25 protein-coding genes and 1 tRNA gene are annotated in these 24,760 nt (G+C 60.4%); 20 read left to right on the top strand and 6 right to left on the bottom strand.

Features of this window, described 5'->3' with window-relative positions; all coding sequences use genetic code 11:
• Positions 1 to 5: 5 nt before the first annotated feature.
• From AC1D17_RS02625 to nuoG, 9 genes are all read left to right on the top strand, one after another.
• Complete coding sequence (locus AC1D17_RS02625) at positions 6 to 1,475, top strand: NADH-quinone oxidoreductase subunit M (protein ID WP_477563888.1); 1,470 nt, start codon at positions 6 to 8, stop codon at positions 1,473 to 1,475.
• Positions 1,472 to 2,911 carry an NADH-quinone oxidoreductase subunit N gene (locus AC1D17_RS02620; RefSeq protein WP_477563887.1) on the top strand — a complete coding sequence of 480 codons (1,440 nt, stop codon included), beginning with the start codon at positions 1,472 to 1,474 and terminating at the stop codon, positions 2,909 to 2,911. Before AC1D17_RS02625 ends, AC1D17_RS02620 begins: the two co-directional genes overlap by 4 nt.
• 149 nt (positions 2,912 to 3,060) lie before the next feature.
• A complete protein-coding gene (locus AC1D17_RS02615) occupies positions 3,061 to 3,426 on the top strand; it encodes an NADH-quinone oxidoreductase subunit A (RefSeq protein WP_477563886.1) in 366 nt (121 codons plus the stop codon).
• The gene (gene nuoB, locus AC1D17_RS02610) at positions 3,414 to 3,917 is read left to right on the top strand and encodes an NADH-quinone oxidoreductase subunit NuoB (RefSeq protein WP_477563885.1); all 504 of its coding nucleotides are present in this window, start codon (positions 3,414 to 3,416) and stop codon (positions 3,915 to 3,917) included. The genes AC1D17_RS02615 and nuoB overlap by 13 nt, the downstream gene beginning before the upstream one ends.
• Positions 3,914 to 4,471, top strand: coding sequence for an NADH-quinone oxidoreductase subunit C (locus tag AC1D17_RS02605; protein WP_477563884.1), 558 nt, complete (start codon positions 3,914 to 3,916; stop codon positions 4,469 to 4,471). Before nuoB ends, AC1D17_RS02605 begins: the two co-directional genes overlap by 4 nt.
• Position 4,472: 1 nt before the next feature.
• Complete coding sequence (nuoD, locus tag AC1D17_RS02600; RefSeq protein WP_477563883.1) at positions 4,473 to 5,687, top strand: NADH dehydrogenase (quinone) subunit D; 1,215 nt, start codon at positions 4,473 to 4,475, stop codon at positions 5,685 to 5,687.
• An 18-nt stretch (positions 5,688 to 5,705) separates the two neighbouring features.
• Positions 5,706 to 6,218 (top strand): NADH-quinone oxidoreductase subunit NuoE, encoded by a 513-nt coding sequence (gene nuoE / locus AC1D17_RS02595; protein ID WP_477563882.1) that lies wholly within the window; start codon positions 5,706 to 5,708, stop codon positions 6,216 to 6,218.
• A 4-nt stretch (positions 6,219 to 6,222) separates the two neighbouring features.
• Positions 6,223 to 7,488, top strand: coding sequence for an NADH-quinone oxidoreductase subunit NuoF (gene nuoF / locus AC1D17_RS02590; RefSeq protein ID WP_477563881.1), 1,266 nt, complete (start codon positions 6,223 to 6,225; stop codon positions 7,486 to 7,488).
• 32 nt (positions 7,489 to 7,520) lie between these two features.
• Positions 7,521 to 10,094: an NADH-quinone oxidoreductase subunit NuoG gene (gene nuoG / locus AC1D17_RS02585; protein WP_477563880.1), complete on the top strand. Its 2,574-nt coding sequence runs from the start codon at positions 7,521 to 7,523 to the stop codon at positions 10,092 to 10,094.
• Positions 10,095 to 10,168: 74 nt separating this feature from the next.
• Here nuoG and AC1D17_RS02580 read toward each other — a convergent pair whose 3' ends face one another.
• From AC1D17_RS02580 to AC1D17_RS02565, 4 genes are all read right to left on the bottom strand, one after another.
• A complete protein-coding gene (locus tag AC1D17_RS02580; protein WP_477563879.1) occupies positions 10,169 to 10,609 on the bottom strand; it encodes a CBS domain-containing protein in 441 nt (146 codons plus the stop codon).
• A gap of 45 nt (positions 10,610 to 10,654) precedes the next feature.
• Positions 10,655 to 11,221: an NADH-quinone oxidoreductase subunit I gene (locus AC1D17_RS02575; RefSeq protein WP_477563878.1), complete on the bottom strand. Its 567-nt coding sequence runs from the start codon at positions 11,219 to 11,221 to the stop codon at positions 10,655 to 10,657.
• Positions 11,222 to 11,231: 10 nt separating this feature from the next.
• Entirely contained in the window at positions 11,232 to 12,233 is a 1,002-nt protein-coding gene (nuoH, locus tag AC1D17_RS02570) for an NADH-quinone oxidoreductase subunit NuoH (protein ID WP_477563877.1), read from the bottom strand.
• 420 nt (positions 12,234 to 12,653) lie between these two features.
• Positions 12,654 to 12,764: a 2Fe-2S iron-sulfur cluster-binding protein gene (locus AC1D17_RS02565; protein WP_477563876.1), complete on the bottom strand. Its 111-nt coding sequence runs from the start codon at positions 12,762 to 12,764 to the stop codon at positions 12,654 to 12,656.
• A 593-nt stretch (positions 12,765 to 13,357) separates the two neighbouring features.
• Between AC1D17_RS02565 and AC1D17_RS02560 the strand changes: the two genes are divergently transcribed.
• The 10 genes from AC1D17_RS02560 (at position 13,358) to AC1D17_RS02515 (ending at position 23,717) form a co-directional block, all read left to right on the top strand.
• A complete protein-coding gene (locus AC1D17_RS02560; RefSeq protein WP_477563875.1) occupies positions 13,358 to 14,068 on the top strand; it encodes a GntR family transcriptional regulator in 711 nt (236 codons plus the stop codon).
• Positions 14,065 to 14,976, top strand: a complete 912-nt coding sequence (locus tag AC1D17_RS02555; RefSeq protein WP_477563874.1) for a dihydrodipicolinate synthase family protein — start codon at positions 14,065 to 14,067, stop codon at positions 14,974 to 14,976. Before AC1D17_RS02560 ends, AC1D17_RS02555 begins: the two co-directional genes overlap by 4 nt.
• Positions 14,969 to 16,486 carry an aldehyde dehydrogenase gene (locus AC1D17_RS02550; RefSeq protein ID WP_477563873.1) on the top strand — a complete coding sequence of 506 codons (1,518 nt, stop codon included), beginning with the start codon at positions 14,969 to 14,971 and terminating at the stop codon, positions 16,484 to 16,486. Before AC1D17_RS02555 ends, AC1D17_RS02550 begins: the two co-directional genes overlap by 8 nt.
• Positions 16,483 to 17,811 (top strand): NAD(P)/FAD-dependent oxidoreductase, encoded by a 1,329-nt coding sequence (locus AC1D17_RS02545; protein WP_477563872.1) that lies wholly within the window; start codon positions 16,483 to 16,485, stop codon positions 17,809 to 17,811. Before AC1D17_RS02550 ends, AC1D17_RS02545 begins: the two co-directional genes overlap by 4 nt.
• A gap of 77 nt (positions 17,812 to 17,888) precedes the next feature.
• Complete coding sequence (locus AC1D17_RS02540) at positions 17,889 to 18,740, top strand: glycine betaine ABC transporter substrate-binding protein (protein ID WP_477563871.1); 852 nt, start codon at positions 17,889 to 17,891, stop codon at positions 18,738 to 18,740.
• Positions 18,741 to 18,828: 88 nt separating this feature from the next.
• Positions 18,829 to 19,920, top strand: a complete 1,092-nt coding sequence (locus tag AC1D17_RS02535) for a quaternary amine ABC transporter ATP-binding protein (RefSeq protein WP_477563870.1) — start codon at positions 18,829 to 18,831, stop codon at positions 19,918 to 19,920.
• Between the two features lie 13 nt (positions 19,921 to 19,933).
• Positions 19,934 to 20,779: an ABC transporter permease gene (locus tag AC1D17_RS02530; protein ID WP_477563869.1), complete on the top strand. Its 846-nt coding sequence runs from the start codon at positions 19,934 to 19,936 to the stop codon at positions 20,777 to 20,779.
• Positions 20,779 to 21,633: an ABC transporter permease gene (locus AC1D17_RS02525; RefSeq protein WP_477563868.1), complete on the top strand. Its 855-nt coding sequence runs from the start codon at positions 20,779 to 20,781 to the stop codon at positions 21,631 to 21,633. Before AC1D17_RS02530 ends, AC1D17_RS02525 begins: the two co-directional genes overlap by 1 nt.
• A gap of 20 nt (positions 21,634 to 21,653) precedes the next feature.
• Complete coding sequence (locus tag AC1D17_RS02520) at positions 21,654 to 22,652, top strand: 4-hydroxyproline epimerase (RefSeq protein WP_477563867.1); 999 nt, start codon at positions 21,654 to 21,656, stop codon at positions 22,650 to 22,652.
• 24 nt (positions 22,653 to 22,676) lie between these two features.
• The gene (locus tag AC1D17_RS02515; protein WP_477563866.1) at positions 22,677 to 23,717 is read left to right on the top strand and encodes a GlxA family transcriptional regulator; all 1,041 of its coding nucleotides are present in this window, start codon (positions 22,677 to 22,679) and stop codon (positions 23,715 to 23,717) included.
• Positions 23,718 to 23,743: 26 nt separating this feature from the next.
• On the opposite strand, the gene AC1D17_RS02510 is transcribed toward AC1D17_RS02515, so the two are convergent.
• Positions 23,744 to 24,328 carry a hypothetical protein gene (locus tag AC1D17_RS02510; protein ID WP_477563865.1) on the bottom strand — a complete coding sequence of 195 codons (585 nt, stop codon included), beginning with the start codon at positions 24,326 to 24,328 and terminating at the stop codon, positions 23,744 to 23,746.
• Between the two features lie 17 nt (positions 24,329 to 24,345).
• On the opposite strand from AC1D17_RS02510, the gene AC1D17_RS02505 reads away from it, so the two are divergent.
• Positions 24,346 to 24,516 (top strand): hypothetical protein, encoded by a 171-nt coding sequence (locus AC1D17_RS02505; RefSeq protein WP_477563864.1) that lies wholly within the window; start codon positions 24,346 to 24,348, stop codon positions 24,514 to 24,516.
• 2 nt (positions 24,517 to 24,518) lie between these two features.
• Here the strand turns inward: AC1D17_RS02505 and AC1D17_RS02500 are convergent.
• Positions 24,519 to 24,595: transfer RNA gene (locus tag AC1D17_RS02500), tRNA-Met, on the bottom strand.
• Positions 24,596 to 24,760 lie beyond the last annotated feature (165 nt).

The raw sequence follows: 24,760 nt of genomic DNA, 5'->3' as shown, positions 1-24,760 counted from the left end.
GTGCGATGGGAATCCCGCTCCTTAGTCTCATCGTATTCACCCCCGCCGCCGGGGCAGCGGTTCTGATGTTTCTCCGCAGCGACGATGCAGTACGCTGGACGGCGCTGGGTGTGACCGTCCTCGACCTTGCCTTCTGCGTCGCTATGCTGGCGAGCTTTGACACCACGACCCACGCGATGCAGTTCGTCGAGACGCACCCATGGGTGCCTGCGCTCGGAATCACCTATGCGCTCGGCATTGATGGAATCAGCGCGCTCTTCGTGTTCCTGACCGCGCTGCTGGGCTTAGTTTGCGTGCTCGCCTCGTGGGTCGCGATCGACCGTAGGGTGAAGGCGTTCATGATCAGTCTGCTCGCCATGCAGACGTTGATGCAAGGGGTGTTCTGCGCGCTCGACCTGTTCCTGTTCTACGTCTTCTGGGAGGCGATGCTGATCCCGATGTACCTGATCATCGGCGTCTGGGGCGGCGACGGCCGGGTCTATGCCGCGTTCAAGTTCTTTCTCTACACGCTGGCGGGCAGCGTCCTGTTCCTGATCGGTATCATCGTGCTCTATTTCAACGGCGGCGAGACCTTCGACATCCTCGCCCTCACGGCGCAGGATTTGCCATTCCCGGTCCAGTCCTGGCTGTTCTTCGCCTTCCTGATCGCCTTCGCGGTCAAGGTCCCCATGGTTCCGGTCCATACCTGGCTGCCGGACGCCCATGTGCAGGCGCCGACGGCGGGCAGTATCATCCTTGCCGGAGTGCTCCTGAAGATGGGCGCCTACGGATTCCTGCGGTTCTCGCTGCCGATGCTGCCGGAGGCGTCGGTGTATTATTCGACAATGATGCTGGCGCTTTCGGCTCTTGCGATCGTCTATGGCGGGTTGCTCGCGCTGGCGCAGGACGATCTGAAGAAGCTGGTGGCCTATTCCAGCATCAGCCATATGGGCTTCGTGACACTGGGGATTTTTGCGCTGAACCTCCGCGGGCTCGAAGGTGGCATCCTGCAGATGTTCAACCACGGCGTAACGACGGGTGCATTGTTCCTGTTCGTCGGCCTTATCTACGAGCGGACCCATACCCGCAGCATCGCCGATTATGGCGGGTTGATGAAGATGGCGCCGGTCTACACCACGTTTTTGGCGCTGTTCACCCTGTCGTCGATGGCGCTGCCGGGAACGAATTCGTTCGTCGGCGAGTTGCTGGTGCTGTCGGGCGGGTTTGCAGCCGACCTGGCCGCCGGCGCGGCGGCCGTTGTGGGCGCATTGCTGGGCGCGGCCTATTTGCTTGGCATGTACGGAAACGTCGCGCTCGGTCCGGCCAGCGCCGGCGCCCGGGTGCGCGATGTGAACGCCCGCGAGATGGCGGCGATCCTGCCGCTGGCTGTCTTTGTGGTTTGGGTCGGGTTCTATCCGAAGCCCTTTCTCAACGTCATCGACGCGTCGGTCGTACATCTGCTGGCGCAGGTGCACAGCAAGGGGAGCGGCCAATGACCGCCGCGGCGCTTTTCCAGTCGGCTCTCGCAAGCCTGCCCGAGATCGTGGTGATCACCGGTGCCTGCATCCTGCTGGTCCTGGGACAGTTGGTGCGGAAGGGACAGGAGCATTTGCTTGTCTGGGCCTGCGTCGCGGTCGTGCTGATTGCCGCCCTGGCGACGCTCATGCTTTCGAGCGAGGTGCGGCCGGCCTACACGGGCATGTTCGTCGCCGACCGCTTCGCGGTCTTCTTCAAGTTCGTGTTCTATTTGGCCACCGTTCTGACATTCCTCCTTTCGCGCAAATATGCCGATATCGAAGGGATCGGGAGCAGTGAATACTATGTCCTGCTGCTCTTCACGCTTTCGGGCATGATGATCATGGCGTCCGCAACCGATCTCCTGTCGATCTATGTGGGCCTCGAACTGATGGTGATTTGCACCTATGTGCTGACCGGCTTCCTGCGACGTGAGCGGCGATCGAACGAAGCGGCACTGAAATACGTGATCCTTGGCTCGGTCTCGACCGGGATTTTCCTCTACGGCGTTTCGCTGGTCTACGGGCTCACCGGTACGACCCAACTGGACGCGATGGCTGCCGCGGTGACCGGCAATCCGCTCGATCCCGGATTGCTGCTGGCGGTGGTCTTCATCGTCGCGGGGCTGGTCTTCAAGGTCGGGGCGGTTCCGTTCCATATGTGGGTGCCAGATGTCTATGAAGGCGCTCCGACGACCATCACCGCCTTTATGTCGGTGGGCCCCAAGGCGGCGGGGTTCGCGGTGATCCTGCGGGTGTTCCTCAACCCGCTGGTCGCGGCCTCAAACGTTTGGATCATCGTCGCGGTCATCGCCGTGGTGACGATGGCGCTCGGCAGTTTCGTGGCGCTGGTGCAGGATAATTTCAAGCGCCTGCTCGCCTATTCCAGCATCGCCCATGCCGGGTTCGCCCTTTTCGGCGTGGTGGCCGGCGGTGCCGACGGGATCGCCAGCGTGATGCTTTACCTGCTGATCTACGCCTTCATGAATCTCGGTATTTTCGGCATCGTCATCATGATGCGGAACGGCGATTTCTCTGGCGAGGTTATCGAAGACTATGCGGGCCTCGCCAAGTCGCATCCCGGGCTGGCGCTACTGATGCTGCTTTATCTGTTCTCGCTGGCCGGCATTCCGCCAACTGCCGGGTTCTTCGCCAAGTTCTACGTGCTGGTCGCGCTCGTCGAGCGAGGTTTCGTCATGCTGGCGGTGATCGCCGTGCTGCTGAGCGTCGTTGCCGCCTATTTTTACATCCGCATCGTCATGATGATCTACATGCGCGAGCCGGAGAGGACTGTCGACCCGGCGCTGACACCCCTGGTGCGCGCCACGCTGGCCTTTACCGCCGCCGGCACTATCGGCATCGGCCTGTTTCCCGCGTGGTTCCTGAGGCTTGCCCAGCATTCGGTGTTTGGCGGCTGACCGATTGAATTTGCAATGATCTGCCCGACGGAATAAACTCGAAGCTCAAGAAAGGATTGCCCAAGTCGCTTCCGGGGCGACCGCATTACCATTCTGAACAGAGCGGTCGCGGCCTGAGGAAAGCCAGTGGGTAACCGGTGCAGTACGATATGGCTGCAATGGAATTCTTGCCGGTTCTTTTTATGATCGCCGGAGTCGTTCTGGTGACGGGGGCGACGCTTTTTGTCTCCTCGCTCCTGCGTCCGTCCAATCCCTATCCCGAAAAGAACATGCCCTATGAGTGCGGCATGGACGCGGCCGGCGAGGCCGCTGGTGGCCGCTTGAGGGTGCAGTTCTTCATCCTTGCGATCCTGCTGGTCGTCTTCGATGTCGAGACGATGTTCCTGTTTCCCTGGGCCGTCGTCCTCAAGGAGATCGGGCTGGTCGGCTATATCGAGATGTTCATCTTCATATTGCTGCTACTCGTGGGCTTCGCCTACGCCTGGCTGAAGGGGGCGCTCGAATGGGAGGCGTAAACAACGCGATCCGCGACAGCGTGCTGTTCACCACGGCCGACAGCCTGATCAGCTGGAGCCGAAGGTCGGCGCTGTGGCCCGAGACCTTCGGAATTGCCTGCTGCGCCATCGAGATGATCTCGGCGGGATGCGCCCGCTATGATCTCGACCGGTTCGGCGTGGTGTTCCGGCCGTCGCCCCGCCAGTCCGACGTGATGATCATCGCCGGCACCATAACCCGGAAGTTCGCGCCCGTGGTGCGTCGGCTCTATGACCAGATGCCGGAGCCCCGCTGGGTCATCGCCATGGGCACCTGCGCCATCTCGGGCGGAGTCTACAACACCTATGCCGTGGCGCAGGGGGCGGAAACCTTCGTGCCGGTGGACGTGCATGTGCCCGGCTGCCCGCCGCGGCCGGAGGCGCTGATGCACGGCTTCCTCCTGCTTCAAGAGAAGATCAAGAGGTCCCGCGCGCTGGCCGGGACGCCTCTGGATCGGATCGCAGCGTCATGAGTGTGGAGCCGTCTCTCCATCGCGCTCTGATCATGGAGCATTTCGCAGATGCCGTCGAGGATCTCGGCGCCGCGCATGGCGTTCACGCCTTTGCTGTTCCACCTGAAAAGATCGTCGAGTTCTGCCGGTTTGCGAAAGAACATCCGGCACTGCAATTCAATTTCCTCTCGGACATCTGCGGGGTCGATCATTATCCCGAAACACCACGCTACGAGGCGGTGTACCACCTCTATTCACTGGCCAACAGGTGGCGGGTTCGCATCAAGTGCAGGCTTGGCGATCCCCCGCAGGTTCCCTCGGTCACGGGCGTCTGGCGCACCGCCAACTGGCATGAGCGTGAGGCCTGGGACATGTATGGCATCCGGTTCGAGGGGCATCCCGATCTGCGGCGGATCTACATGTGGGAAGGCTTCGAGGGTTTTCCACAGCGCAAGGACTTCCCGCTGCGGGGCTACAAGGACAAGTTGAACCCCTTTGGTGCCGAAGGTCCGCCACCAACACAGCCCGGCCTTGCCACCAGGGATATTCCGCAAGGGAGGCCGCCGGAAAGTTGAGATGACCGAAGTCACCGAACTCGACAGGCCGGAAGGCGGAGCACTCAATACCAGCGAAGTGCTTCTCAATCTCGGCCCGCAGCACCCCAGCACACACGGGGTTCTTCGGCTCGTCCTCGAACTGGACGGCGAGTACGTCAAGCGCGTGGACCCGCACATCGGCTACCTCCACCGCGGCACCGAAAAACTGGCGGAAAGCTTCACCTATACCCAGATTTTCCCGCTGACGGACCGGCTCGACTATCTGTGCCCGCCTTCGAACAACCTGGCCTTCGCGCTGGCGGTGGAAAAACTGTTGGGCATAGAAGCACCGCTGCGGGCGCAGTATATCCGCGTGATGATGGCCGAGCTGGCACGGATTTCCGGTCATCTCCTGATCACTGGCGCGCTGCCGCTGGACCTGGGCGCCATGACCGCCTTGCTCTACGTCATGCGCGAGCGCGAAATGATCATGGACCTGTTGGAGATGATCAGCGGAGCGAGGATGCACACGTCGTTCTGCCGGGTCGGCGGGGTGCGCGAGGATCTGCCCGACGGGTTCTTCCCCAAGATTCGGGAGTTTTGTGACATCTTCCCAAACCGCATCCGCGATTATGAACGGTTGATCGATAACAATCGGGTGTTCCTGAAGCGCACCCAGGGGATCGGCGTGATCGCCGCCGAGGACGCCATCGACCTGGGCTTAAGCGGCCCGAACCTGCGCGCCTCGGGCGTCGATTGGGACATCCGCCGCGATGAGCCCTACGAGATCTACGATCGGCTCGACTTCAATGTCATCACCCGCAAGGAGGGCGACTGCTATGCACGCTGGCAGTGCCGGGTCGAGGAAATGCGCGAGAGCATCCGGATCATCGAGCAATGCCTCGACCAGATGCCCGAGGGACCGTTCCAGATCGACATGCCGACGATCGCCTTCCCGGTGGACAAGGATCGGGTGCATTGCTCGATGGAGGCGCTGATCCAGCATTTCGACCTGTCGGCCTATGGCTTCAAGGTGCCCAAGGGCGAGGTCTATTCGGCGATCGAGGCGCCAAAGGGCGAGCTTGGCTTCTACATCATCAGCGACGGGTCGCCAAAACCATTCCGCATGAAGGTGCGGGCACCCTCGTTCGTCAACCTCCAGGCACTCTTCGGGGTCACCAACGCCCGCTACCTGGCGGACATGATCGCGGTGCTCGGCAGCCTCGATCCGGTGATGGCGGAGGTGGACAAGTAGCCAAGGGATTTGGACGCGATGAGCATGCGCGAAAAGATCGAAGAAGCGGCAGCGCGGTATCCCGACCAGCGCTCGGCAATCATGCCGGCGCTTCTGATCGCGCAGAGGCAACATGGCCATCTGCCGGGCGCAGTGCTAGAAGAGGTTGCTGACATCCTTGGTGTCGAGCGGATCTGGGTCTACGAACTGGCGACCTTCTATACGCTCTTCCATACCGAGCCGGTGGGCACGTTCCACCTGCAACTCTGTGACAATGTTTCCTGCATGCTGTGCGGATCAGACAACCTGCTGAAGCATCTGGAAACGGTGCTGGGCATCATGAAGGGCGACACCACCCCGGACGGGCTGTTCACGCTTTCCACCGTCGAGTGTCTCGGCGCCTGCGAGATGGCTCCGGTGATGCAAGTCGGCGACGACTACCACGGCAACCTGGATGTCGCGCGGATAAACGCACTCTTAGACAGCCTCCGGGCGACAGTGGGGCAGCTGGCGAGCGTTGAACGCGCCTCAACGCGACCACCGGGAGAGTAGCGCCATGTTCGAGCCGGTTCTTCTCAAAAATATCGACGTGCCGGACGGTCATTTGCTGTCGACCTACGCGGCTGGCGGCGGCTACCAGGCGTTGGCGAAGGTGCTGCGCGAGTATACGCCTGACGAGGTCGTCGACATCGTCAAACGATCCAACCTGCGCGGTCGCGGCGGTGCCGGATTCCCCACGGGCATGAAATGGAGTTTCGTGCCAAAGCAGACCGACAAGCCGAAATATCTTTGCTGCAACGCCGATGAGGGCGAGCCGGGCACCTTCAAGGACCGGATCCTCATGGAGCGCGATCCGCACCAGCTCATCGAGGGGCTGGCGGTAAGCGCCTACGCGATCGGAGCCGAAACCGCCTATGTCTACATCCGCGGTGAATATGTGACGGCGATCCGCCGCCTGGAGCAGGCGATCGCCGAGGCTCACGCAAAGGGTTATCTGGGAAAGCGCATCCTGGGCTCGGATTTCAATTTCGCTGTCCACATCCACTGCGGCGCCGGTGCGTACATCTGCGGCGAAGAGACTGCGATGCTCGAGTCGCTCGAGGGCAAGCGGGCGCAACCGCGATTGAAGCCCCCGTTTCCGGCAGTGGCCGGGCTCTACGCCAGCCCGACAGTGATCAACAATGTCGAGACGCTCGCTTGCGTGCCGCATATCGTTGTGCGGGGGCCGGACTGGTTTCGGGGCATCGGCCCGGACAAGAGCCCCGGCCCGAAGCTTTACTGCCTTAGCGGACGCGTGCGCAAACCCGGCCTCTACGAGTTGCCGATGGGCATACCGCTGCGCGAACTGGTCGAGGAGCATGCCGGCGGCCCGTTGCCGGGACGGAAAATCAAGGCAGCGATCCCGGGCGGGGTCTCAGCGCCGGTCATCCCTGCGCACGGGCTGGAGGTGGGGATGGATTTCGACTCGCTTACCGCCGCCGGCTCTATGCTCGGTTCGGCTGGCGTCATCGTGATTGATGACTCGACCTGCATGGTCAAGGTCGCCACCCGGATCATCGAGTTCTTCCATCATGAGTCCTGCGGCAAGTGCACGCCATGCCGCGAAGGATTGAACTGGGTCGTGAAGGTCCTGCGCCGTATTGAGGCTGGGCAGGGCGCCCCCGGCGACCTGGAGCAGCTGGAGATGCTCTGCAAGGGAATTTTCGGCAACACGTTTTGTGCCTTGGGTGACGGGGCGGCGATGGGATTGCGGGCAGCACTTGCGCATTTCCGCGATGAATTTGTTGCTCACATCGAGACGCAAAGGTGCCCGTTTCACTGAAGTGAGTGCTTGATCAGGACTGTGAGGAACCCATGCTTAAAGTCACGATCGACGGACAAACGCTGGAAGTCGAGGCTGGCTCGACGGTGCTGCAGGCCGCCCAGCGTTTGCACATCGACATTCCGACCTTCTGCTATCTGAAGCGGCTGCCGCCGCTCGCTTCGTGCCGTATGTGCCTGGTGGAGATCGAAGGTCTGCGGCGGTTGCAGCCTTCGTGCGCCACCGCGGTCACCGATGGCATGGTCGTGCGGACGAACACGCCGCTGATCGACGAAACACGGTCATCCATGCTCGACATGCTGCTCGCCAATCATCCCCTCGACTGTCCGATCTGTGACAAGGGTGGCGAGTGCGAGCTTCAGGACATGGTGATGGCCTACGGCCCCCGCCGAAGCGAGTTTCGCGATCCCAAGCGCGTATTCCACTCTGCGGACATTCGCCTCAGTCCGGTTATTATCATGAACGTCAACCGCTGCATCCAGTGCCAGCGCTGCGTCCGGATGTGCGAGGAGGTGGTCGGAGCCGTCGCCCTGGGCACCATCGAAAAAGGCATGGATACTGCCGTCACCGGCTTTGAGGGCAGCCTCGCGAGTTGCGACCAGTGCGGCAACTGCGTCGAAGTTTGCCCGGTTGGCGCGCTGATGAGCTTTCCCTATCGCTACAAGGCGCGCCCCTGGGATCTGGCTGAAACGGACACGGTATGCCCGCATTGTGGCACCGGCTGCCAGCTTACGGTTGGCGCGCGCAAGGGCGAGTTCATGCGGGTCCGCTCCAAGCAGGAACACGGGGTCAACCGCGAAACGCTCTGCGTGCGCGGACGCTTCGGCCTCGACTTTATCGAGAGCCGGGACCGGATCAAGCGGCCGATGATCCGTCGTGATGGCGCCCTGGTTCCGGTTTCCTGGGACGAGGCTGGGGACTATCTGCGCCGGCGCCTGTCGGGCGTCGAGAACAAGGCCGCGGGCGGGCTCGCGTCGGCGCGGTTGCCCAACGAAGTCCTTTATCAGTTCCAGAAGTTGATGCGGACGGTGTTCCGGACCAACAATATTGATTGCTCCTCTCGCTGGCCCGTGCCCTTCGATGCGCTCGGCCCGCTGCTGGCAGCCTTCTACAGCCGCGCGCCCCTGGACGAAGTGATCGGCAACGACTGCGTGCTCGTCGTCGGCGGCAACGTGACCGAGGAGAACCCGGTCACCGAATACCTGCTGCGGGATGCTGCGCGGCGGCGGCAGACCGGATTGCTCATGCTCTCGGCGCGGCCGTCCCGTCTGGACGCAGATGCCCGGGTGGTGGTTCGCGTACCGCCGGGCGGAGAAGCGGCAAGCATCGCGGCGGTCGTCGCCGGACTTGCGGCAGCGGCTGGTCAGGCCTTGCCGGGCGGCGCTCTTGCGACCATTGAAGCGAGCAGCCCGGCGGCGGATGCCGGCAGTGACGGGCCGGATCGTCTGGCCAACGCGCTCAAGGAAGGCAGGAGCGTCACACTGCTTGTCAGCGTGGACCTCCTGAGATCGCCCGAAGCGCGCGCGACGCTGCAACAGCTCAACAATCTGCTGCAGGTTCTCCGCCTGCTCGGAAAGGGCCTGGCGATGCAGTTCCTCTTTGACCGTGCCAACCAGATGGGCGCCTGGGACATGGGGGTTCTGCCTGCGGCTCTGCCGGGGCTGCAGGCGGTCACCGATGACGCAGCGCGCGCGCCTCTTGCGCGCAACTGGGGCGCCGAAATCCCGTCTGAACCGGGCGCGGATCTCGATGCCATGCTGCAACTCTGCATCGGCGGGCGGATGGGCACGCTCTACATTGCCGGGACCGACCCCATGGTCAGCTATCCCGACCGGGCGTTCGTACAGCGAGCGCTTGCAGCCGCCGATCTCCTGATCGTCCAGGACGCCTTCCTTACGGACACCGCCGGCATGGCCGAGGTCGTCCTGCCCGCTGCGGGTTACGGCGAAGAATCCGGCACGTTCACCAATAACGAGGGTCGCCTCCAGAAGGTTCGCAAATTCCGTGAGCTCGTTTTCGAGGCGCGCGGCAATCTTGAGATCTTCGACTTCGTTGCAGCGCTGCGCAACCAGGTGCTGCAGCCATCGGCGCAAGGCGAAGTTTTCAACGAGATTGCCCGGCTGGTTCCGGCCTATCAGGGGCTGACACAGGATGGGCTTGGCGCCGACGGTGCATTCACCAAGGCGGTGCCGACGCCGCCGGCTGGCGTGCTCCTTGCGCCGCCGCCCATTCCGACGTCAACCGGCCGGCTCATGCTGATCACCGGTAACTGCCTGTTCCACAACGGATATCTTTCCGAACGGTCGGACATCCTGAACACGGTTGCCAACGATCCCTATGTCACGATGAGCGCGCAGGATACCGCGCAGCTTGGCCTTTCGGATGGGGATCAGGTGAACGTGCGTTCCGCCCAGGGCGAACTGACCGCGCAGCTCAAGGTCGACAGGCGATTTCCAAACGGCCTCGTCTTCGTTCCGGAAAACTATAGAGCCTTGCGTCTCAACAGCCTGATGCGGCGGGGCGAATACCCATGCCCGGTGGAGGTCCAGAAAGTGCATGCCACTCTTGAGGCCGGCCGCACGGACCGTATCTGGCGTGGGGTCTGAAGATTTGGGGTCTGGGCACCGCAAGGACCCGGCAAGCCGCCCTGCCCCAGCATCTTCACATCGATCTGGCAACGTCAGTGATACCTGGTCCCGCAGATGTAATCCTGCAGATCCTGCTCCGTGCGCTGCGCTTCGTCGAGCCTGTGTTTAACCACGTCGCCGATACTGACCACGCCGGCAACGTCGTTCCCATCCATGACCAGCACATGACGCGTCCGTCGCTTGGTCATGATCCCCATCGCGACGGGCAGCAAATCATGTGTCGAACAGGTCGCCACACTGCGGTTCATGATATCCGCGACCCGCATCGCCGCCGCCTCGGCCCCGTATTCCGCCACCGCGTTGCAGCAATCCCGCTCCGACAGTGTACCCAGGTATGCGTCGTCCGATTGGCTGACGACGACGAAGCCGATATTGTTGCTGCGAAACAACCTCAGGACTTCCACCATCGTCTGATCGGGAGCGACCGTGATGACACCGACACCCTTGTTCTTCATAATTTCGCCGACAAACATCTGAACCTCCTGTTCGAGCGCTTCGGTCTGACAGCTGTCGCGGGTTCACGTTCTGCGGATATTCCGCCACCAGTTGTAGCCTTGCGTCTCCTTCGTTTCGACGAGCACGTCCTTCTTCGTATTCAGGCGCGCGGCAACGACGCCGCCGCCGGTTGCCGCCTTGCCAGGCTTGGCGAGCAAATCGTCGCGTCCGATCACCAGGTCTGCTGAGGAAAAACTCGAGAATTCGTACTGCTGGCCAAGCGCGATCGCGTCCGCCGGGCAGGCGTCCTCGCACAACCCGCAAAACAGGCACCGGGCAGTGTCGATTTCGAATTTTGCCGGGTGGCGGTTGCCCTTCTCATCCTCGTAGGGGACGACTTCGATACAGTCGCAGGGACAAATCCGCGCGCAGAGTTCGCAGGCCACGCATTTGATCTCGCCCTCGTCATCGCGTTTCAAGAAGTGGTGCCCGCGGTAGCGTCCGTAGGGCAGCCATTTTTCCTTGTCCGGATACTGCATGGTGACGGGCTTGGAGAACATGTAACCGAAGGTTAGAGCCAAGCCGTTCGCCAGATCGGCGAAGAACACCCAGCCAATCCATGTTCCAGCTTTGTCCTGTGCGTGCGACATCGCCGCCTCGCTACGGAGCCGCTACGGCTCCTAAAAGTATACCGGTAATAATTATGTTCGCCATTGACAGAGGAAGCAAGACTTTCCATCCGATCGCCATCAGTTGGTCGTAGCGGTAGCGGGGGAACGTGAAACGGAACCAGATAAACACATAGACGAAGAATGCGACCTTGAGCACAAACCAGAGGAGCGGTGGCAAGGGCACCAGCACGCCGTTCCAGCCGCCGAAGAACAGGATCACCACGAGGACCGACACCAGCAACACGATGGCGTACTCACTGACCATGAAGAACGCGAAGCGGATACCGCTATATTCGGTATGGAAGCCGGCCCCAAGATCGCCTTCCGCTTCCGAAAGGTCGAAGGGAATGCGCTGCGCTTCGGCAAGTCCTGCAACGAAGAACACGAAGAAGCCGACCGGCTGGTAGACGATGTTCCAGACATCGGCTTGCGCCCGCACGATATCGAGCAGGCTCATGGATTGCGCCAGCATGACCACGCCGATGACCGCGAAACCCATCGGGATCTCATAGCTGATCATCTGCGCACAGGTTCTGAGGCTGCCCAGCACGGCGTATTTGCTGTTGGCAGCCCAGCCGCCGAAAATGACGCCGTAGACCTCGATCCCGATGACCGCGAAGACGAAAAGCAGCGCCACGTTCATGTTGGAAGCGTAGAGCGTGATCTCGGCGCCGAGGACCGAGGTGCTTTCGCCGAAGGGGATCGCGACGAACACCACAAAGGGCGGCGCGAGCGCCAGGATTGGAGCCAGTTTGAACAGGAAACGGTCGGCCTCGGCCGGGATATGGTCCTCTTTGGTCAAGAGCTTGATCCCGTCCGCCATCGGCTGCAGCAGTCCGTGCCACCCCACGCGCATCGGCCCCATGCGCTGTTGGATGTGCCCGGCGATCTTGCGTTCCAGCCAGGTTAGCGGCAAGGGCAACAGCAGCAGGATCGCAATCAGAAACGCGACCTTGAAGACGATCAGGCCAAGAGCGACGATAAGTTCCATGATCCGCGGCCACTTATTCATCGGGTTGAAATGCGCGGCCGGACTTGGGTTCCGGTCATACACCGGGCACGTCGCGCACCTGTGACTATTACATGGTACAACGGCGATACACCTCGCACAATGCCAGCATATCTGCGCGCGTGCCTTGGCACCGCTTGAGAGGACCATACCCGTCAACGCTGACCTACCAGAGGGAGAGGTTGGCGGCAGAGCCAATGTCAATCGCGCCGAGATTCCTGTCCGCCCGATGATCTTGCGGACCCGAAACGATTCCGACGAAGATGTGAAGCGGGCGCTTCCACCGACCCTGCGCCGGCTCGTCCAGACGTGGTGATCGGCAGAACGCCGTGCCCTCAGCCGGGGACGCTGCCGGTGGATGGGCTGATCGTCAGAATTCTCGCCAAGTGGAGGTGCTGAGCATTATGGAGCGCGTCTTCGGTCAGCGGCATGTCCTAGATTGATCGTTCCGCTGGCGAGCTTCGACTTGCAAGTGCCGCACAGGTCATTTGAGCATGAGGAGGGAATCGTCACCCCCTGCTTTAGGGTGGGATACGCTCATCAAAACGAGCCTGGCAGACGGTAGTCTCGTCAAGGTCGGAGACACCGAGTTTGAGGCAGAGGGCCGATATAACATCCTAGTGCCGGTCGACGTCAAACGGTTCGCGACTGCCGACTTTACAGCCGGCTGGTTGACGCAGGCGCTTCAGCGATAACAGCCGTCCTCAAAAACGAGCAACGTACTGCCGACGGTCAATACCGCTTTTTTCGCTGTGCGCTTTGATGGGTTTGCCCCGTGTGAGACGACTCCGTCCTGCGCCCATGATTGTCGTTCGGATGGCCACCCAACCTCGATATGAACTCTATCCAACAAACACTTAGCCACTGAACTACAACGCAGGTCGCAAATCGAGCGGCCGTGTCAGCCATTCAATTTTCATGTCCGGCAGCCTCGGCGCATAGCGCGAGAAGTCCTGTTCGTTTAGCAAATTGTATTTCTGCCGTGTAATCATTGTATACGCAGAAAATACAATTATTGACTCTCGATGGAACCCGTGCAAATTTCTCATCCAACGGCCCAGGCGCGGCCTATGGGCAGACCGGAAATTCAATTGCGGAGGTTTCAGATGAAGAGCGGCAAAAGTGATCTGTACGACGATCTCAAACGTCAAATTCTGACCATGGAACTCGATCCGGACGAAGATTTGGACGAGGCGAGCCTGAGTGAAAAATACGGCCTGTCGCGTACCCCGGTCCGGGAAATCTTTCGTCGCCTGGAGGGAGAAGGCTACGTCGATATCCGGACGAACAGGGGGGCTCGGGTCATCCCGATGAACCATTCGACGCTGAGGCACTTCTTCCTCGTCGCTCCGATGATCTACGCGGCTATCGGCAGGCTCGCGGTCCAGAACTTCAAGTCGCGTCAGCTTTCGGAACTCAAGGACACGCAGGAGCGGTTCCGCAGCGCGAGTGTATCGGGCGATGCCCTTTCCATGGTGCTTGAGAACAACAGGTTTCACGAGATCATCGGCGAAATGTCCGGAAACGCCTACCTTCAACCGAGCCTCGGCAGGCTGCTGATCGACCACGCGCGCATCGGCCACACCTTCTTCCGTCCGCGCAACGATGACATGCACAAGCGGCTCCAGACCGCAGTCGAACACCATGACGGCTTCATCTCGGCCATTGGCTTGCACGACGAAGACACAGTTGTCGATCTGGTGTTCGAGCACTGGGAATTGTCGCGCGAAAACATGGAGATGTTCATCGCGCCCCAAGGGATGAAAGCGGACGCGCTGGTCGAAACGCCCACCCCATCGATGGAGAAATCGTCTTGAAGTTCGAAGGTATCTACACGCCGGCGGTAACGCCGTTTGGCCCGGACGGGCAGATAGACCGCGACGCTTTTGCCGCTGTACTGGAGTCTCTCATAGAGGCCAGGGTGCACGGCATCATCATCGGCGGATCAACCGGTGAGTATTACGCCCAGAGCGCGCAGGAGCGCTTCGATCTGGCCGCTTTCGCAAGGGACGTGATCGGCACGAGGCTCGCCCTCGTCGTCGGCACAGGAGCGACTCGGACGGAAGACTCCGTCGAATACGCCAAGGCGGCAAAGGCGATCGGCGCGGACGCGATCCTGGTATCGTCGCCACCTTACGCCTTGCCGACTGAAAAAGAGAACGCCGTTCACGCGCTTACGATCGACCGCGCGGCCAACCTGCCGATCATGCTCTACAACTATCCGGCTCGCATGGGTGTGGTCATGCGCGAGGAATATTTCGCTCGCGTGGGAAAATCCAGGAACGTGGTGGCAATCAAGGAAAGCTCCGGCGAAATGGGCAACGTCCACCTGCTCGCCCGGAAGTTTCCGCATATCGGCCTCTCCTGCGGATGGGATGACCAGGCTCTCGAATTCTTTGCCTGGGGCGCAAAGAGCTGGGTCTGTGCCGGCTCCAACTTCCTGCCGCGCGAGCATGTCGCGCTCTACGAAGCATGTGTCCTCGAGAAGAATTTCGACAAGGGCCGCGCGATCATGTCGGCCATGCTACCGCTGATGGACTTCCTGGAATGCGGAAAGTTCGTCCAATCGATCAAACATGGCTGCGAATTGATCGGCCTGAAGACCGGCTCTGTCCGTGCGCCGCTCCGGCCTCTGAATTCAGAGGAAAAGCGATCCCTCCAAACTGTCGTTACCACCTTGAAGCGCACGGTCGCCCAGATCACGTCGGGAGCAAACAATGCATGAACCTTTGACAGCGGCCGAATACAAGGCGATAGCAAAGACCATCGAACTTCCGACCAACGCTTTCGTCGACGGCTCCTTCCGTCCGGCCAGTTCCGGCAAGACTTTCACGACAACAAATCCGGCCACGGGTGAAGTGCTTGCCGAGATTGCGGCATGCGATGCGTCCGACGTCGACTTCGCAGTGGCCAAGGCCAAGGCAGCCTTCGAAGATGGTCGCTGGCATCTCCAGTCCCCCGGCGAGCGGAAAAGCGTCCTGCTCAAGTTTGCCAAGCTGCTTGAAGAAAATCGGCACGAGCTTGCCGTCATGGAGAGCCTCGACAGCGGGAAGCCTGTTCGCGAATGCCAGACGGTCGACGTGGCGGACACCATTCACACCATCCGTTGGCACGCCGAACTTATCGACAAGCTCTATGACAACACGGCCCCGGTCGGCTCCAAGGCGCTGACCATGGTCGTTCGTGAGCCCATCGGCGTGGTTGGTGCGGTTCTTCCCTGGAACTTCCCGCTGCTGATGCTGGCCTGGAAGATCGGCCCGGCACTGGCGTCAGGGTGCTCGATTGTCGTGAAGCCCGCCCAGGAGACCACCCTGACCGCTCTGCGCGTGGCGGAACTCGCTCATGACGCCGGCATTCCCTCAGGCGTCTTCAACGTCGTGCCCGGAAGCGGCAAGGGCGTCGGCGAGCCGATCGGACTGCACATGGATGTCGATATGGTGACCTTTACAGGCTCCACGCCGACCGGCCGCCGTTTCCTTCGCTATGCAGCCGACTCCAACCTCAAGCGCGTCGTCCTCGAATGCGGCGGGAAAAACCCCGCGGTCGTCCTCGAAGACGCCGAAGATCTGGACCTGGTCGCCGAACAGGTGGTGACAGGCGCATTCTGGAATATGGGCGAGAACTGCTCGGCAACGTCCCGCCTCATCGTCCATTCCAGCATCAAGGACGAATTGCTCCAGCGCATTGGGGCATACATGCGGGACTGGAAGACAGGCGATCCTCTCGATCCCGAAAACCGGATCGGCGCGCTCGTCAGCAAGGCGCATTTCGATAAGGTCACATCGTATCTCGACGAAGTGAAAAAGGAGAAGCTCTCGGTCGCCCATGGTGGAGAGACGCAGAAGGGTGTTTACGTCGAGCCCACCGTCGTCGACGGTGTCACGCCTTCCAGCCGCCTGTTTCAGGAAGAGATTTTTGGTCCGATCCTTTCGGTGACCACCTTCAATTCCTTGGCCGAGGCAGTGGCCCTGGCCAACGACACGCCCTACGGCCTGACTGCGTCGGTCTACACTGGAAGCCTGCGCAAGGCGATCAAACTGTCCCGCGAAATTCGGGCGGGCGTCGTCACGGTCAACTGCTTCGGCGAAGGCGACGCGACTACTCCGTTCGGCGGCTACAAGGAATCTGGATTCGGTGGTCGCGACAAATCGATCTTCGCTCACGACCAGTACACCGAGCTGAAGACGATCTGGATTGATGTGTCTGAACGCTCCGTGGACGAGACGGTTCGATGAACGAGCATGTCGTCAAGCGGCTCCCGGCATTATCCGGGACCTCGGGCTGGGAGGCGATCAGCAATCGGAGCGTCCCCGCCCAGTCACTTGACGGCGACGTGTCTGCCGACTGGCTGATCATCGGTGCGGGCTTTGCAGGCCTCTCCGCTGCCCGCCGCCTCTGCCAATTGCGACCCGGCGATAAAATCGTCGTGCTGGAGGCGGGTGAAGTTGCGAAGGGGACCTCGGGTCGGAATTCCGGCTACATGATCGACGTCCCGCATAACCTTTCGTCGGGCGAATATTCGGTGGCAAGCGAATCCTCGACCACCCTCGAGATCGCACAGAATCGGTTCGCGATCGCGTTCGCCGCCGCCGCCGCCGCCGAGTACAGCATGTCGAAGCGAACCTTCGATCCTTCGGGCAAGATCAATGCTGCGGCCACCGCGCGCGGGATCAAGCTCAACGCCAACTACGGTCAGTCGCTCAAGACAATTGGCGAAAAGCACCAATTTCTCGACGCCCGGGAAATGCAGGATATCACCGGGTCGAGCTACTACCTCGGCGGGCTTTACACGCCTGGCGCTGTGATGATCCAGCCAGCGGACTACATCCGTGGCCTTGCTGCGGGGCTGAGCCGGAAAATCCATATCTTCGAGGACTCGCCTGTTCTGAAGCTTGGACGGAAAGACGGCAAGTGGACTGCCACATCGCATCGCGGCAGCGTCACCGCTCCGAAGGTGATTGTTGGTGTCAACGGCCACATTGAGGACTTCGGGCATTTCCGCGGCCGCCTGATGCATATCTTCACCTACGCGTCCATGACCGCGCCGTTCGATAAGGCGGCCGGACGCGAGACATGGGCGCTGCTCCCGGCCGATCCCATGGGCGCAACGGTGCGGAAGATCGCGACAGACCGGGGTTCGCGGATCGTCATCCGGACGCGCTTCACCTACGACACAAACGTCCAGGTGAGCGACAAGCGTCTCGCGGGGATCGCCCGAGAACAACGGCATTCTCTCGACGCGCGGTTTCCCAACCTCGTCGACGTGCCGTTTGAGTTCAGCTGGGCCGGGCGGCTGTGTCTCAGCCGGAACCACGTGCCTGCCTTCGGCGAAGTCGAGGAAGGCCTTTACTCCGCGTGCTGCGAGAATGGGCTGGGAACAGTGAAGAGCACATTGGCTGGCGTGATGGCCGCCGATCTCGCCACTGGAACCCATTCGGAACAGCTCGAAAAGTTCATGGATCAGCCGAAGCCGGCCAGGCTTCCGCCTGAGCCCTTTGCGTGGCTTGGCGTCAACGCGGCGATCCGCTGGCAGGAATTGCGTGCAGGCCGCGAAGGATGAACCTTCGCCGCGCAATGTGAAGACTGAGCCAAGCGCTGGGCTTCAACGATAATGGGAACGAAAACTAGGAGCGAAAAATGAAGACTCTGTGGAAAGCGCTATGTGCTGCGGCAATGGTCGGAATGACCATGATGTCTGCGCATGCGGAAGAGAAGTCCATCACCATCGGTACGATGTCGTGGGAAGATCTCACCCCAATCACCGGTATCACCAAGAAGGTGCTCGAAGATTCCGGCTATACCGTGAAGGTGGTGCCGTTCTCCGAGTGGGGCATCGCATACGCTGCCCTCAGCAAGGGCGACGTTCAAATCCTCGCCTCGCAAACAGATTACGTCGCCCAGGATTACTGGGACAAGAACAAGAAGCGTCTCGAGAAAATCTCGCCGGTTTCGCACGGCCTGTTCCAGGGCGTCGCGGTGCCCAAATACGTGACCATCGACTCGATGGACCAGTTGAACGACAACGCCGACAAGTTCGGCGGCAAGATCGTCGGCATCGAACCGGGCTCGGGCCTGATGCGCGACACAAGCAATTCCGTCAAGGAATATGACCTCAAGCTCCAGCTCGTCGAAGGCAGCACCGCGGCCATGACCGCCGCACTCAAGTCTGCAACCGACCGCAAGGAATGGATTGCCGTGACGATCTGGGAGCCGTCCTGGATGATGCAGAAATACGACGTGAAGTTCCTGGCTGACCCGAAGGGCGTTTTCCCTCCGCCGCAGAGCTACTACTGGGTTGGACAAAAGGGCTTCTCGGCCGAAAATCCTCACGCCCGTGAGGTCATTGCGAGCGTGTACGTCCCGCTTGCTGATATCACCGCCATCAACAGCGCGGTCAACTACGGCAAGACGATGGACGAGGCGGTCAAGGACTGGACCGACAGCCATGCCGATCTCCTGAAGCGTTGGGAAAACATCGCGGCGGAGTAACGCCTGACGGCCGAGCCGCTGAGGAAGCGGCCCGGCCCGAATTTCCACGAAAAGAACGCCGGTATCAAACTGGTTCGCGGGGAACGCTATGAACACTGAGATGAACAATGCCAACGATGTTTTGATCGACTGCCAGTCCGTCTGGAAAATTTTCGGAGCCCGCGCGAACGCGGCCGTCGAGGCGGTGAAGGCAAAAGGCCTATCGAAGAAACAGGTGCTGACGGACTTTGACTGCGTGGTGGGCGTGTCCGACGCCAGCCTGCAGGTCCGCCGCGGCGAAATTTTCTGCATCATGGGACTGTCCGGCAGCGGCAAGTCGACCCTCATCCGCCTTCTCAACAGGTTGATCGAACCGAGCCTTGGCAAGATCCTCGTCAAAGGCAGGGATATCTCGTCCTTGAACGCCGCCCAGCTGCGAGACATCCGTGCATGCAACATTGGGATGGTGTTCCAGAGTGTCGCGCTTCTGCCAAACCGCACTGTACTGGAAAACGCCGCCTTCGGTCTCGAAGTCCGAGGCGTTCCGAAGGATGAGCGATACAAGACAGCCCGTGCCGCATTGGATAAGGTCGGTCTCTCCGACTGGACCGGACGATATCCGGCAGAACTGTCGGGCGGAATGCAGCAGCGCGTCGGTCTGGCACGCGCCATCGCCGCCGATCCCGAGATCATCCTGATGGATGAGCCGTTCAGCGCCCTTGATCCCTTGATCCGCCGCCAGCTCCAGGACGAATTCCGGCAGCTCACCAAGTCGCTTGGAAAATCAGCCGTGTTCATTACCCATGATCTCGAAGAAGCTATCCGGATCGGTGACCGCATCGCCATCATGAAGGACGGTGTCATCGTCCAGGTGGGGAACGCTGAGGAGATCGTGACGATGCCGGCTGACGACTACGTGGCGGAATTCGTGGCGGGCATCTCCAGGATTCACCTCGTCAAGGCGCACTCCGTCATGATGACTGTCGCCGAATACGCGAGCGGTCAACCTGATGTCGACGTGGGTTCGTTGCTGCGCACCACACCTGAGGCCGACATCGGTGAACTCATCGACTTGACCATGCAGTCCAACCGGGATGCGGTTGCCGTCGTCGAAGACGGCAAGGTCGTCGGTGTCGTCACCACGCGCGGCCTGCTCTGCGGCGTCGCCGGAAATCCAGGCAACGTGCCAGCAGCGGCATAGATCGGGGAATGTCATGGACACGTCAGTCATAACGGACAGCTTCGATGAAAAGATCGACGATGCGCTCAACTGGATCAGTGACAATGCCTCATGGCTGTTCGACAGCATCAGGGCGGTGCTGGAAGGCACCTACGAGGGGGTGCTCTGGCTGGTGCAGCTCCCGCCGTTTTATGTGGTCGCGATTATCGCTGCGGCATTGGGATGGCGCCTGATCAACATCACGGCTGGATTGCTGATCGGATTGGCTTTGATCGGCTGCGCGGTAATGGGGCTGTGGGCGGAGACCATGAGCACGCTGGCCCTGGTCATTACGGCCACTGTCCTGGCGCTTGTCATTGGCATCCCGCTCGGCGTCGTGGCCGGGTTCGTCAAGACTTTCGACAGGATTGTCGAACCGGTGCTCGATCTCATCCAGACCCTGCCGCCGTACATTTACCTTCTGCCGGCAATCGCGCTGATGGGGTACGGACCTGCCACTGCCCTGATGGCGACTGTCATTGTCGCGATGCCTCCGGCGATCAGATTGACATCTCTCGGCATTCGCAGGACCCCGCACGAGTTCATCGAACTCGGCCAGGCGAGCGGCCTGACGCCATGGCAGATGTTTGCCAAGATCAGGCTACCCTTCGCGATCCCCAGCGTGATGGCCGGGATCAACCAGAGCCTGATGATGGCCTTCGGCATGGTGGTGATTGCTGGCATCGTCGGTTCCGGCGGCTTGGGCGAAACAATCTATGGTGCGGTCAGGACACTCGACATCGCCACCTCGATCAACGCCGCCATCGCAATTGTGATCCTCACCATGGTGATCGATCGACTGACGCAAAGTGCAGCACGCCGCACCAATGGAGGCAAATGATGAACCTGGAATCCATTCGGTTTTCTCCGGGGGCATACCTCGCCCCTGTCGTCGACTGGCTGAACGCCAATTTCCATCCCTTCTTCGACATCGTGACAAAGGTGATCGAAGCGGTACTGGGCGGCATTGAATCTGCGCTGCTTTATCTGCCCTGCTATGCAGTCATCATTGTCATCGTCGCCTTCGCTGCAATCTTCGTGAGTATCCGCGTCGCGGTCACCAGTGGGATTGCACTGGCATTCTGTTTCCTGGCCGGACTCTGGGAAGCTTCGATGCAGACGCTTGCGCTGGTGACCGTATCAGTATTCATTTCCGTGCTGATCGCGTTTCCCCTTGGCATCTTGGCATCCCGGTATCGAAAGTTCGAGGCGGCGATCCGTCCCGTGCTGGACATCATGCAGACTGTTCCCCCGTGGGTTTATCTCATCCCGGCGGTGATGATCTTTAGCCTCGGAAGGGTCCCGGCGATTATCGCCACGATCGTCTATGGCATACCGCCGATGCTGCGTCTGACAACTTTGGCGTTCAACCAGGTTCCAAAGGACCTGTTGGAGCTCGGACAAGCAACAGGCGCTTCGCCGCGCTCGATCCTCTTCAAGATCGAAATTCCGGCGGCCACTCCGACACTGCTCGTCGGACTGAACCAATGCATCCTCCTCTCGTTGGCCATCGTCGTTCTCGCAGGGCTTGTTGGAGCCGGCGGGCTGGGTGCCGAGGTCACACGCGGACTGACACGAATGGAAATGGGGCTGGGCCTGCGCGCCGGGCTCGCCATCGTGGCGGTCGCAATACTCCTCGACAGGCTGTCGCGCGGCGCGCTTCAAGGACGTCAGGCACCGGCGCCTGGTCACTGAAAAGACCGAAAGGAACCACCATGCGGCGCAGCTTCTTCTGCATCGATTCCCATACGTGCGGCAATCCGGTCCGACTCGTCGCGGGTGGCGGTCCCCTCTTGCCGCACCTCCCGATCGTCGAGCGCCGCGAACTGTTCGTCCGCGATCATGACTGGGTGCGCCAGGCTTTGATGTTCGAACCGCGCGGCCACGACATCATGTCGGGCGCGATCATCTATCCGGCCTATCGCGAGGACTGCGACTTCGCCGTCATCTTCATCGAAGTCAGCGGATGCCTGCCAATGTGTGGTGCTGGCACCATTGGCCTGGTAACCGCTGCGATCGAAGAGGGTCTCGTCACCCCGAAGGTCGAGGGGAGACTATCGATTGAGACCCCGGCGGGTAAGGTCGACATCGAGTACGAAAAGCCCGGCGAGTTCGTGGAGTCGGTACGTATGTTCAACGTGCCGAGCTACCTCCATGCCGCGGATGTGGCGGTGGACGTTCCGGGTGTTGGACGCCTGGTCGTCGACATCGCCTATGGCGGAAACTATTATGCGGTGGTCGAACCGCAGGAAGCCTGGGCAGGACTGAACGGCATGTCGGCCGGCGAAATCGTAGACCTCAGCGTCAGGCTACGCGACGCCTTGGCGGATGTCTGTGACCCACAGCATCCGGGTGATAACAGGATACATGGCGTGCATCACGCGCTTTGGTGTGACAGGCCGATGAGCAACAACGCGGACGGCCGTGGAGCCGTCTTCTACGGCGACAAGGCGATAGATCGTTCACCGGGTGGAACGGGCACGTCGGCGCGGATGGCCCAGCTTCATGGCAAGGGCCGATTGAAGGTCGGCGCGTGTTTTCGCCAGGAAAGCCTGATCGGGACGGTGTTCGAAGGGCGCGTCGAAGAGGAGATCGACGTTGGTCCATTCAGAGGCATAAAGCCGAGTGTCGCCGGGTGGGCACGGGTCATCGGCCATAACACGATATTCGTGGACGACCGCGATCCATTGGCGCATGGGTTCCAGATCAGATAGGTCGAAACATGTGATGGAGTTGAAATGAAACTCTCGGATTCAAAAGACTCCGTTGAGCGACTGAAGATAGGCTTCGTTCTCGCGCGGTCCTTCACGCTTTCGGCCTTCGCGCTGTTTGTGGACACGCTCCGACTTGCCAGCGACGAATTCGACAGATCGGGTCGGGTTCTCGCCGATTGGGAGGTTCTCGGCAGCACGCGGCATCTCATAACATCCAGTTGCGGAGTCCAGGTTGCACCGACGTCGGACTTCGTAGACCCCAGCCAGTTCCAATATATCGTGGTGGTTGGTGGTCTCCTCAACAGTCAATCGTCCGTCGACCAGGAAACGGTAACATTCCTGAAGAAGGCGGCTACACAAAACGTACGGTTGATCGGCGTTTGCACCGGTTCATTCATACTTGCTGAAATCGGCCTGATGAGGGGACATCGCACATGTGTAAGCTGGCTTCATTACAATGCGTTTCGCGAGCGTTTCCCCGACCATCAGGTTCGGTCTGACCGAATATTCAATCTCGACAGGACCAGAGGTTCGTGCGCGGGAGGAAGCAGCGCCGCGGACATGGCGGCTTCGATTGTGCGGCGGCACATCAGCAAGGAAGCAGAACGAAATGCCCTTGAGGTTCTCCACATCGAAAGGGCGCGGACGGCCCTTGCCATCCAAACGCGCAAGCCCCTGTCCCTCGAATGCAAGGACCCCAGGATAAGAGCCGTGCTGATCATGATGGAGCAGCATATCGAGGGTAAGTTACCAATCCACGAGCTCGCCGCATCGGTTGGCCTCTCCAGAAGGCAACTTGAGCGTCTCTTCATGGGCGAAACGAAAAGCTCTCCCGCTCTCGTATATCGACGGGTGCGGATGGAACGAGCAAAGCAACTGCTCGTCAAAACCAAAGCGTCTTTGATTGAAATTGCTCTTGAAGTCGGCTTCGAGAATGCATCGTACTTCTCGCGAGCCTTTTCGCAGACATTCGGACAATCCCCTACGAAAGTTCGTACCGCCGCATTGACGAAGCCGGTTCTTGGAGTTCAAAAGCAGTTGAACTATGTGCGGACCAATGAATAGGAAGTGATCCTCCGGCAACGGCGTCGCTAGCGAATTGCGACTAGATTGGTGGGAAGTCGACGAACTCGATGGCAAGTGCTGTGCGAACTCCAAGACAAACCTGCGGCGGGATCTCGATGACATTGTCCTGAGCTGCCTGATTCCCCCATTCTTCTCCATGGGATCTTTGACCAGGTCTCCACAAGTAGGCGGCAGCCAAGCTGCAGGCCGAACCGTCCAGAACGGCGACACCGTAACAGGAACTCAAACCGCTCGACCGAGATCAAAAGAACCTCATCCAGCAGATTTCCGATCGAGCCAATGAAGGCCGGCCGCGCCGCGCCGCCTTCGACGACGAACTCCACCAGCTCGAAGTTCGCCGCACGCAGCTTGCGGCCGAACTGACTGAATTTGACGTCGCCGAGGACGACGTTGCGAAACGCCTTGCCGGTCTTCGGGACAAGTTCAATCCGGCGAGCATCGGGATCGTCATGAATGCCCTGTTGCTTAAAACCCGCAGCAATGCCGACGAGTTCGCCAAGCAGCGCTTGATGCCGATCATCCGTGATTTCATCCAGAAGGTGGAGATCGGCAAGACGCCTCAGCATCAACCCGCGACGCTGGAGGTGCAAGACCAATCACCAGCGTCATGGCCGCGATGGACGCAGTAACCGCCTTGGGGAAGCAGTTTCAAGATGACTATCTTGCACGAATTGACGGCGGCGAACTTGATAGGGAGGTCAAACGCAAAAAGCTCCTCGACGGTTATGTCGAGGAGCTTTCTATTAGCCGACTTGCACGGCAGAATTTACAAGTTTGATTTGGTTGCGGGGGCAGGATTTGAACCTGCGGCCTTCAGGTTATGAGCCTGACGAGCTACCGGGCTGCTCCACCCCGCGTTATCCGTGCAAATCCGAAGGATTTGTCGCGTCTGTGTATCCGTGCAATCCGTAAGGATTGTCGCATCAGCGTTTTGCGTCAGCAAAATCGCGCCGGTGCAAGTCCGAAGGACTTGTCGCCTTGATCTGCGTATTCGGCGGAGCCGAATATCGCATTTAGGCTGC

The sequence above is a fragment of the Pararhizobium sp. P1_E7 genome, assembly GCF_056405855.1.
This window is presented reverse-complemented; position numbering and strand designations above follow the sequence as displayed.

Excerpts from the sequence above, each read along its gene's own strand:
- AC1D17_RS02625 (WP_477563888.1), top strand. The coding sequence starts at position 6 with ATGGGAATCCCGCTCCTTAGTCTCATCGTATTCACCCCCGCCGCCGGG.
- AC1D17_RS02620 (WP_477563887.1), top strand. The coding sequence starts at position 1,472 with ATGACCGCCGCGGCGCTTTTCCAGTCGGCTCTCGCAAGCCTGCCCGAG.
- AC1D17_RS02615 (WP_477563886.1), top strand. The coding sequence starts at position 3,061 with ATGGCTGCAATGGAATTCTTGCCGGTTCTTTTTATGATCGCCGGAGTC.
- nuoB (WP_477563885.1), top strand. The coding sequence starts at position 3,414 with ATGGGAGGCGTAAACAACGCGATCCGCGACAGCGTGCTGTTCACCACG.
- AC1D17_RS02605 (WP_477563884.1), top strand. The coding sequence starts at position 3,914 with ATGAGTGTGGAGCCGTCTCTCCATCGCGCTCTGATCATGGAGCATTTC.
- nuoD (WP_477563883.1), top strand. The coding sequence starts at position 4,473 with ATGACCGAAGTCACCGAACTCGACAGGCCGGAAGGCGGAGCACTCAAT.
- nuoE (WP_477563882.1), top strand. The coding sequence starts at position 5,706 with ATGAGCATGCGCGAAAAGATCGAAGAAGCGGCAGCGCGGTATCCCGAC.
- nuoF (WP_477563881.1), top strand. The coding sequence starts at position 6,223 with ATGTTCGAGCCGGTTCTTCTCAAAAATATCGACGTGCCGGACGGTCAT.
- nuoG (WP_477563880.1), top strand. The coding sequence starts at position 7,521 with ATGCTTAAAGTCACGATCGACGGACAAACGCTGGAAGTCGAGGCTGGC.
- AC1D17_RS02580 (WP_477563879.1), bottom strand. The coding sequence starts at position 10,609 with ATGTTTGTCGGCGAAATTATGAAGAACAAGGGTGTCGGTGTCATCACG.
- AC1D17_RS02575 (WP_477563878.1), bottom strand. The coding sequence starts at position 11,221 with ATGTCGCACGCACAGGACAAAGCTGGAACATGGATTGGCTGGGTGTTC.
- nuoH (WP_477563877.1), bottom strand. The coding sequence starts at position 12,233 with ATGGAACTTATCGTCGCTCTTGGCCTGATCGTCTTCAAGGTCGCGTTT.
- AC1D17_RS02560 (WP_477563875.1), top strand. The coding sequence starts at position 13,358 with ATGAAGAGCGGCAAAAGTGATCTGTACGACGATCTCAAACGTCAAATT.
- AC1D17_RS02550 (WP_477563873.1), top strand. The coding sequence starts at position 14,969 with ATGCATGAACCTTTGACAGCGGCCGAATACAAGGCGATAGCAAAGACC.
- AC1D17_RS02545 (WP_477563872.1), top strand. The coding sequence starts at position 16,483 with ATGAACGAGCATGTCGTCAAGCGGCTCCCGGCATTATCCGGGACCTCG.
- AC1D17_RS02540 (WP_477563871.1), top strand. The coding sequence starts at position 17,889 with ATGAAGACTCTGTGGAAAGCGCTATGTGCTGCGGCAATGGTCGGAATG.
- AC1D17_RS02535 (WP_477563870.1), top strand. The coding sequence starts at position 18,829 with ATGAACACTGAGATGAACAATGCCAACGATGTTTTGATCGACTGCCAG.
- AC1D17_RS02530 (WP_477563869.1), top strand. The coding sequence starts at position 19,934 with ATGGACACGTCAGTCATAACGGACAGCTTCGATGAAAAGATCGACGAT.
- AC1D17_RS02525 (WP_477563868.1), top strand. The coding sequence starts at position 20,779 with ATGAACCTGGAATCCATTCGGTTTTCTCCGGGGGCATACCTCGCCCCT.
- AC1D17_RS02520 (WP_477563867.1), top strand. The coding sequence starts at position 21,654 with ATGCGGCGCAGCTTCTTCTGCATCGATTCCCATACGTGCGGCAATCCG.
- AC1D17_RS02515 (WP_477563866.1), top strand. The coding sequence starts at position 22,677 with ATGAAACTCTCGGATTCAAAAGACTCCGTTGAGCGACTGAAGATAGGC.
- AC1D17_RS02505 (WP_477563864.1), top strand. The coding sequence starts at position 24,346 with ATGGCCGCGATGGACGCAGTAACCGCCTTGGGGAAGCAGTTTCAAGAT.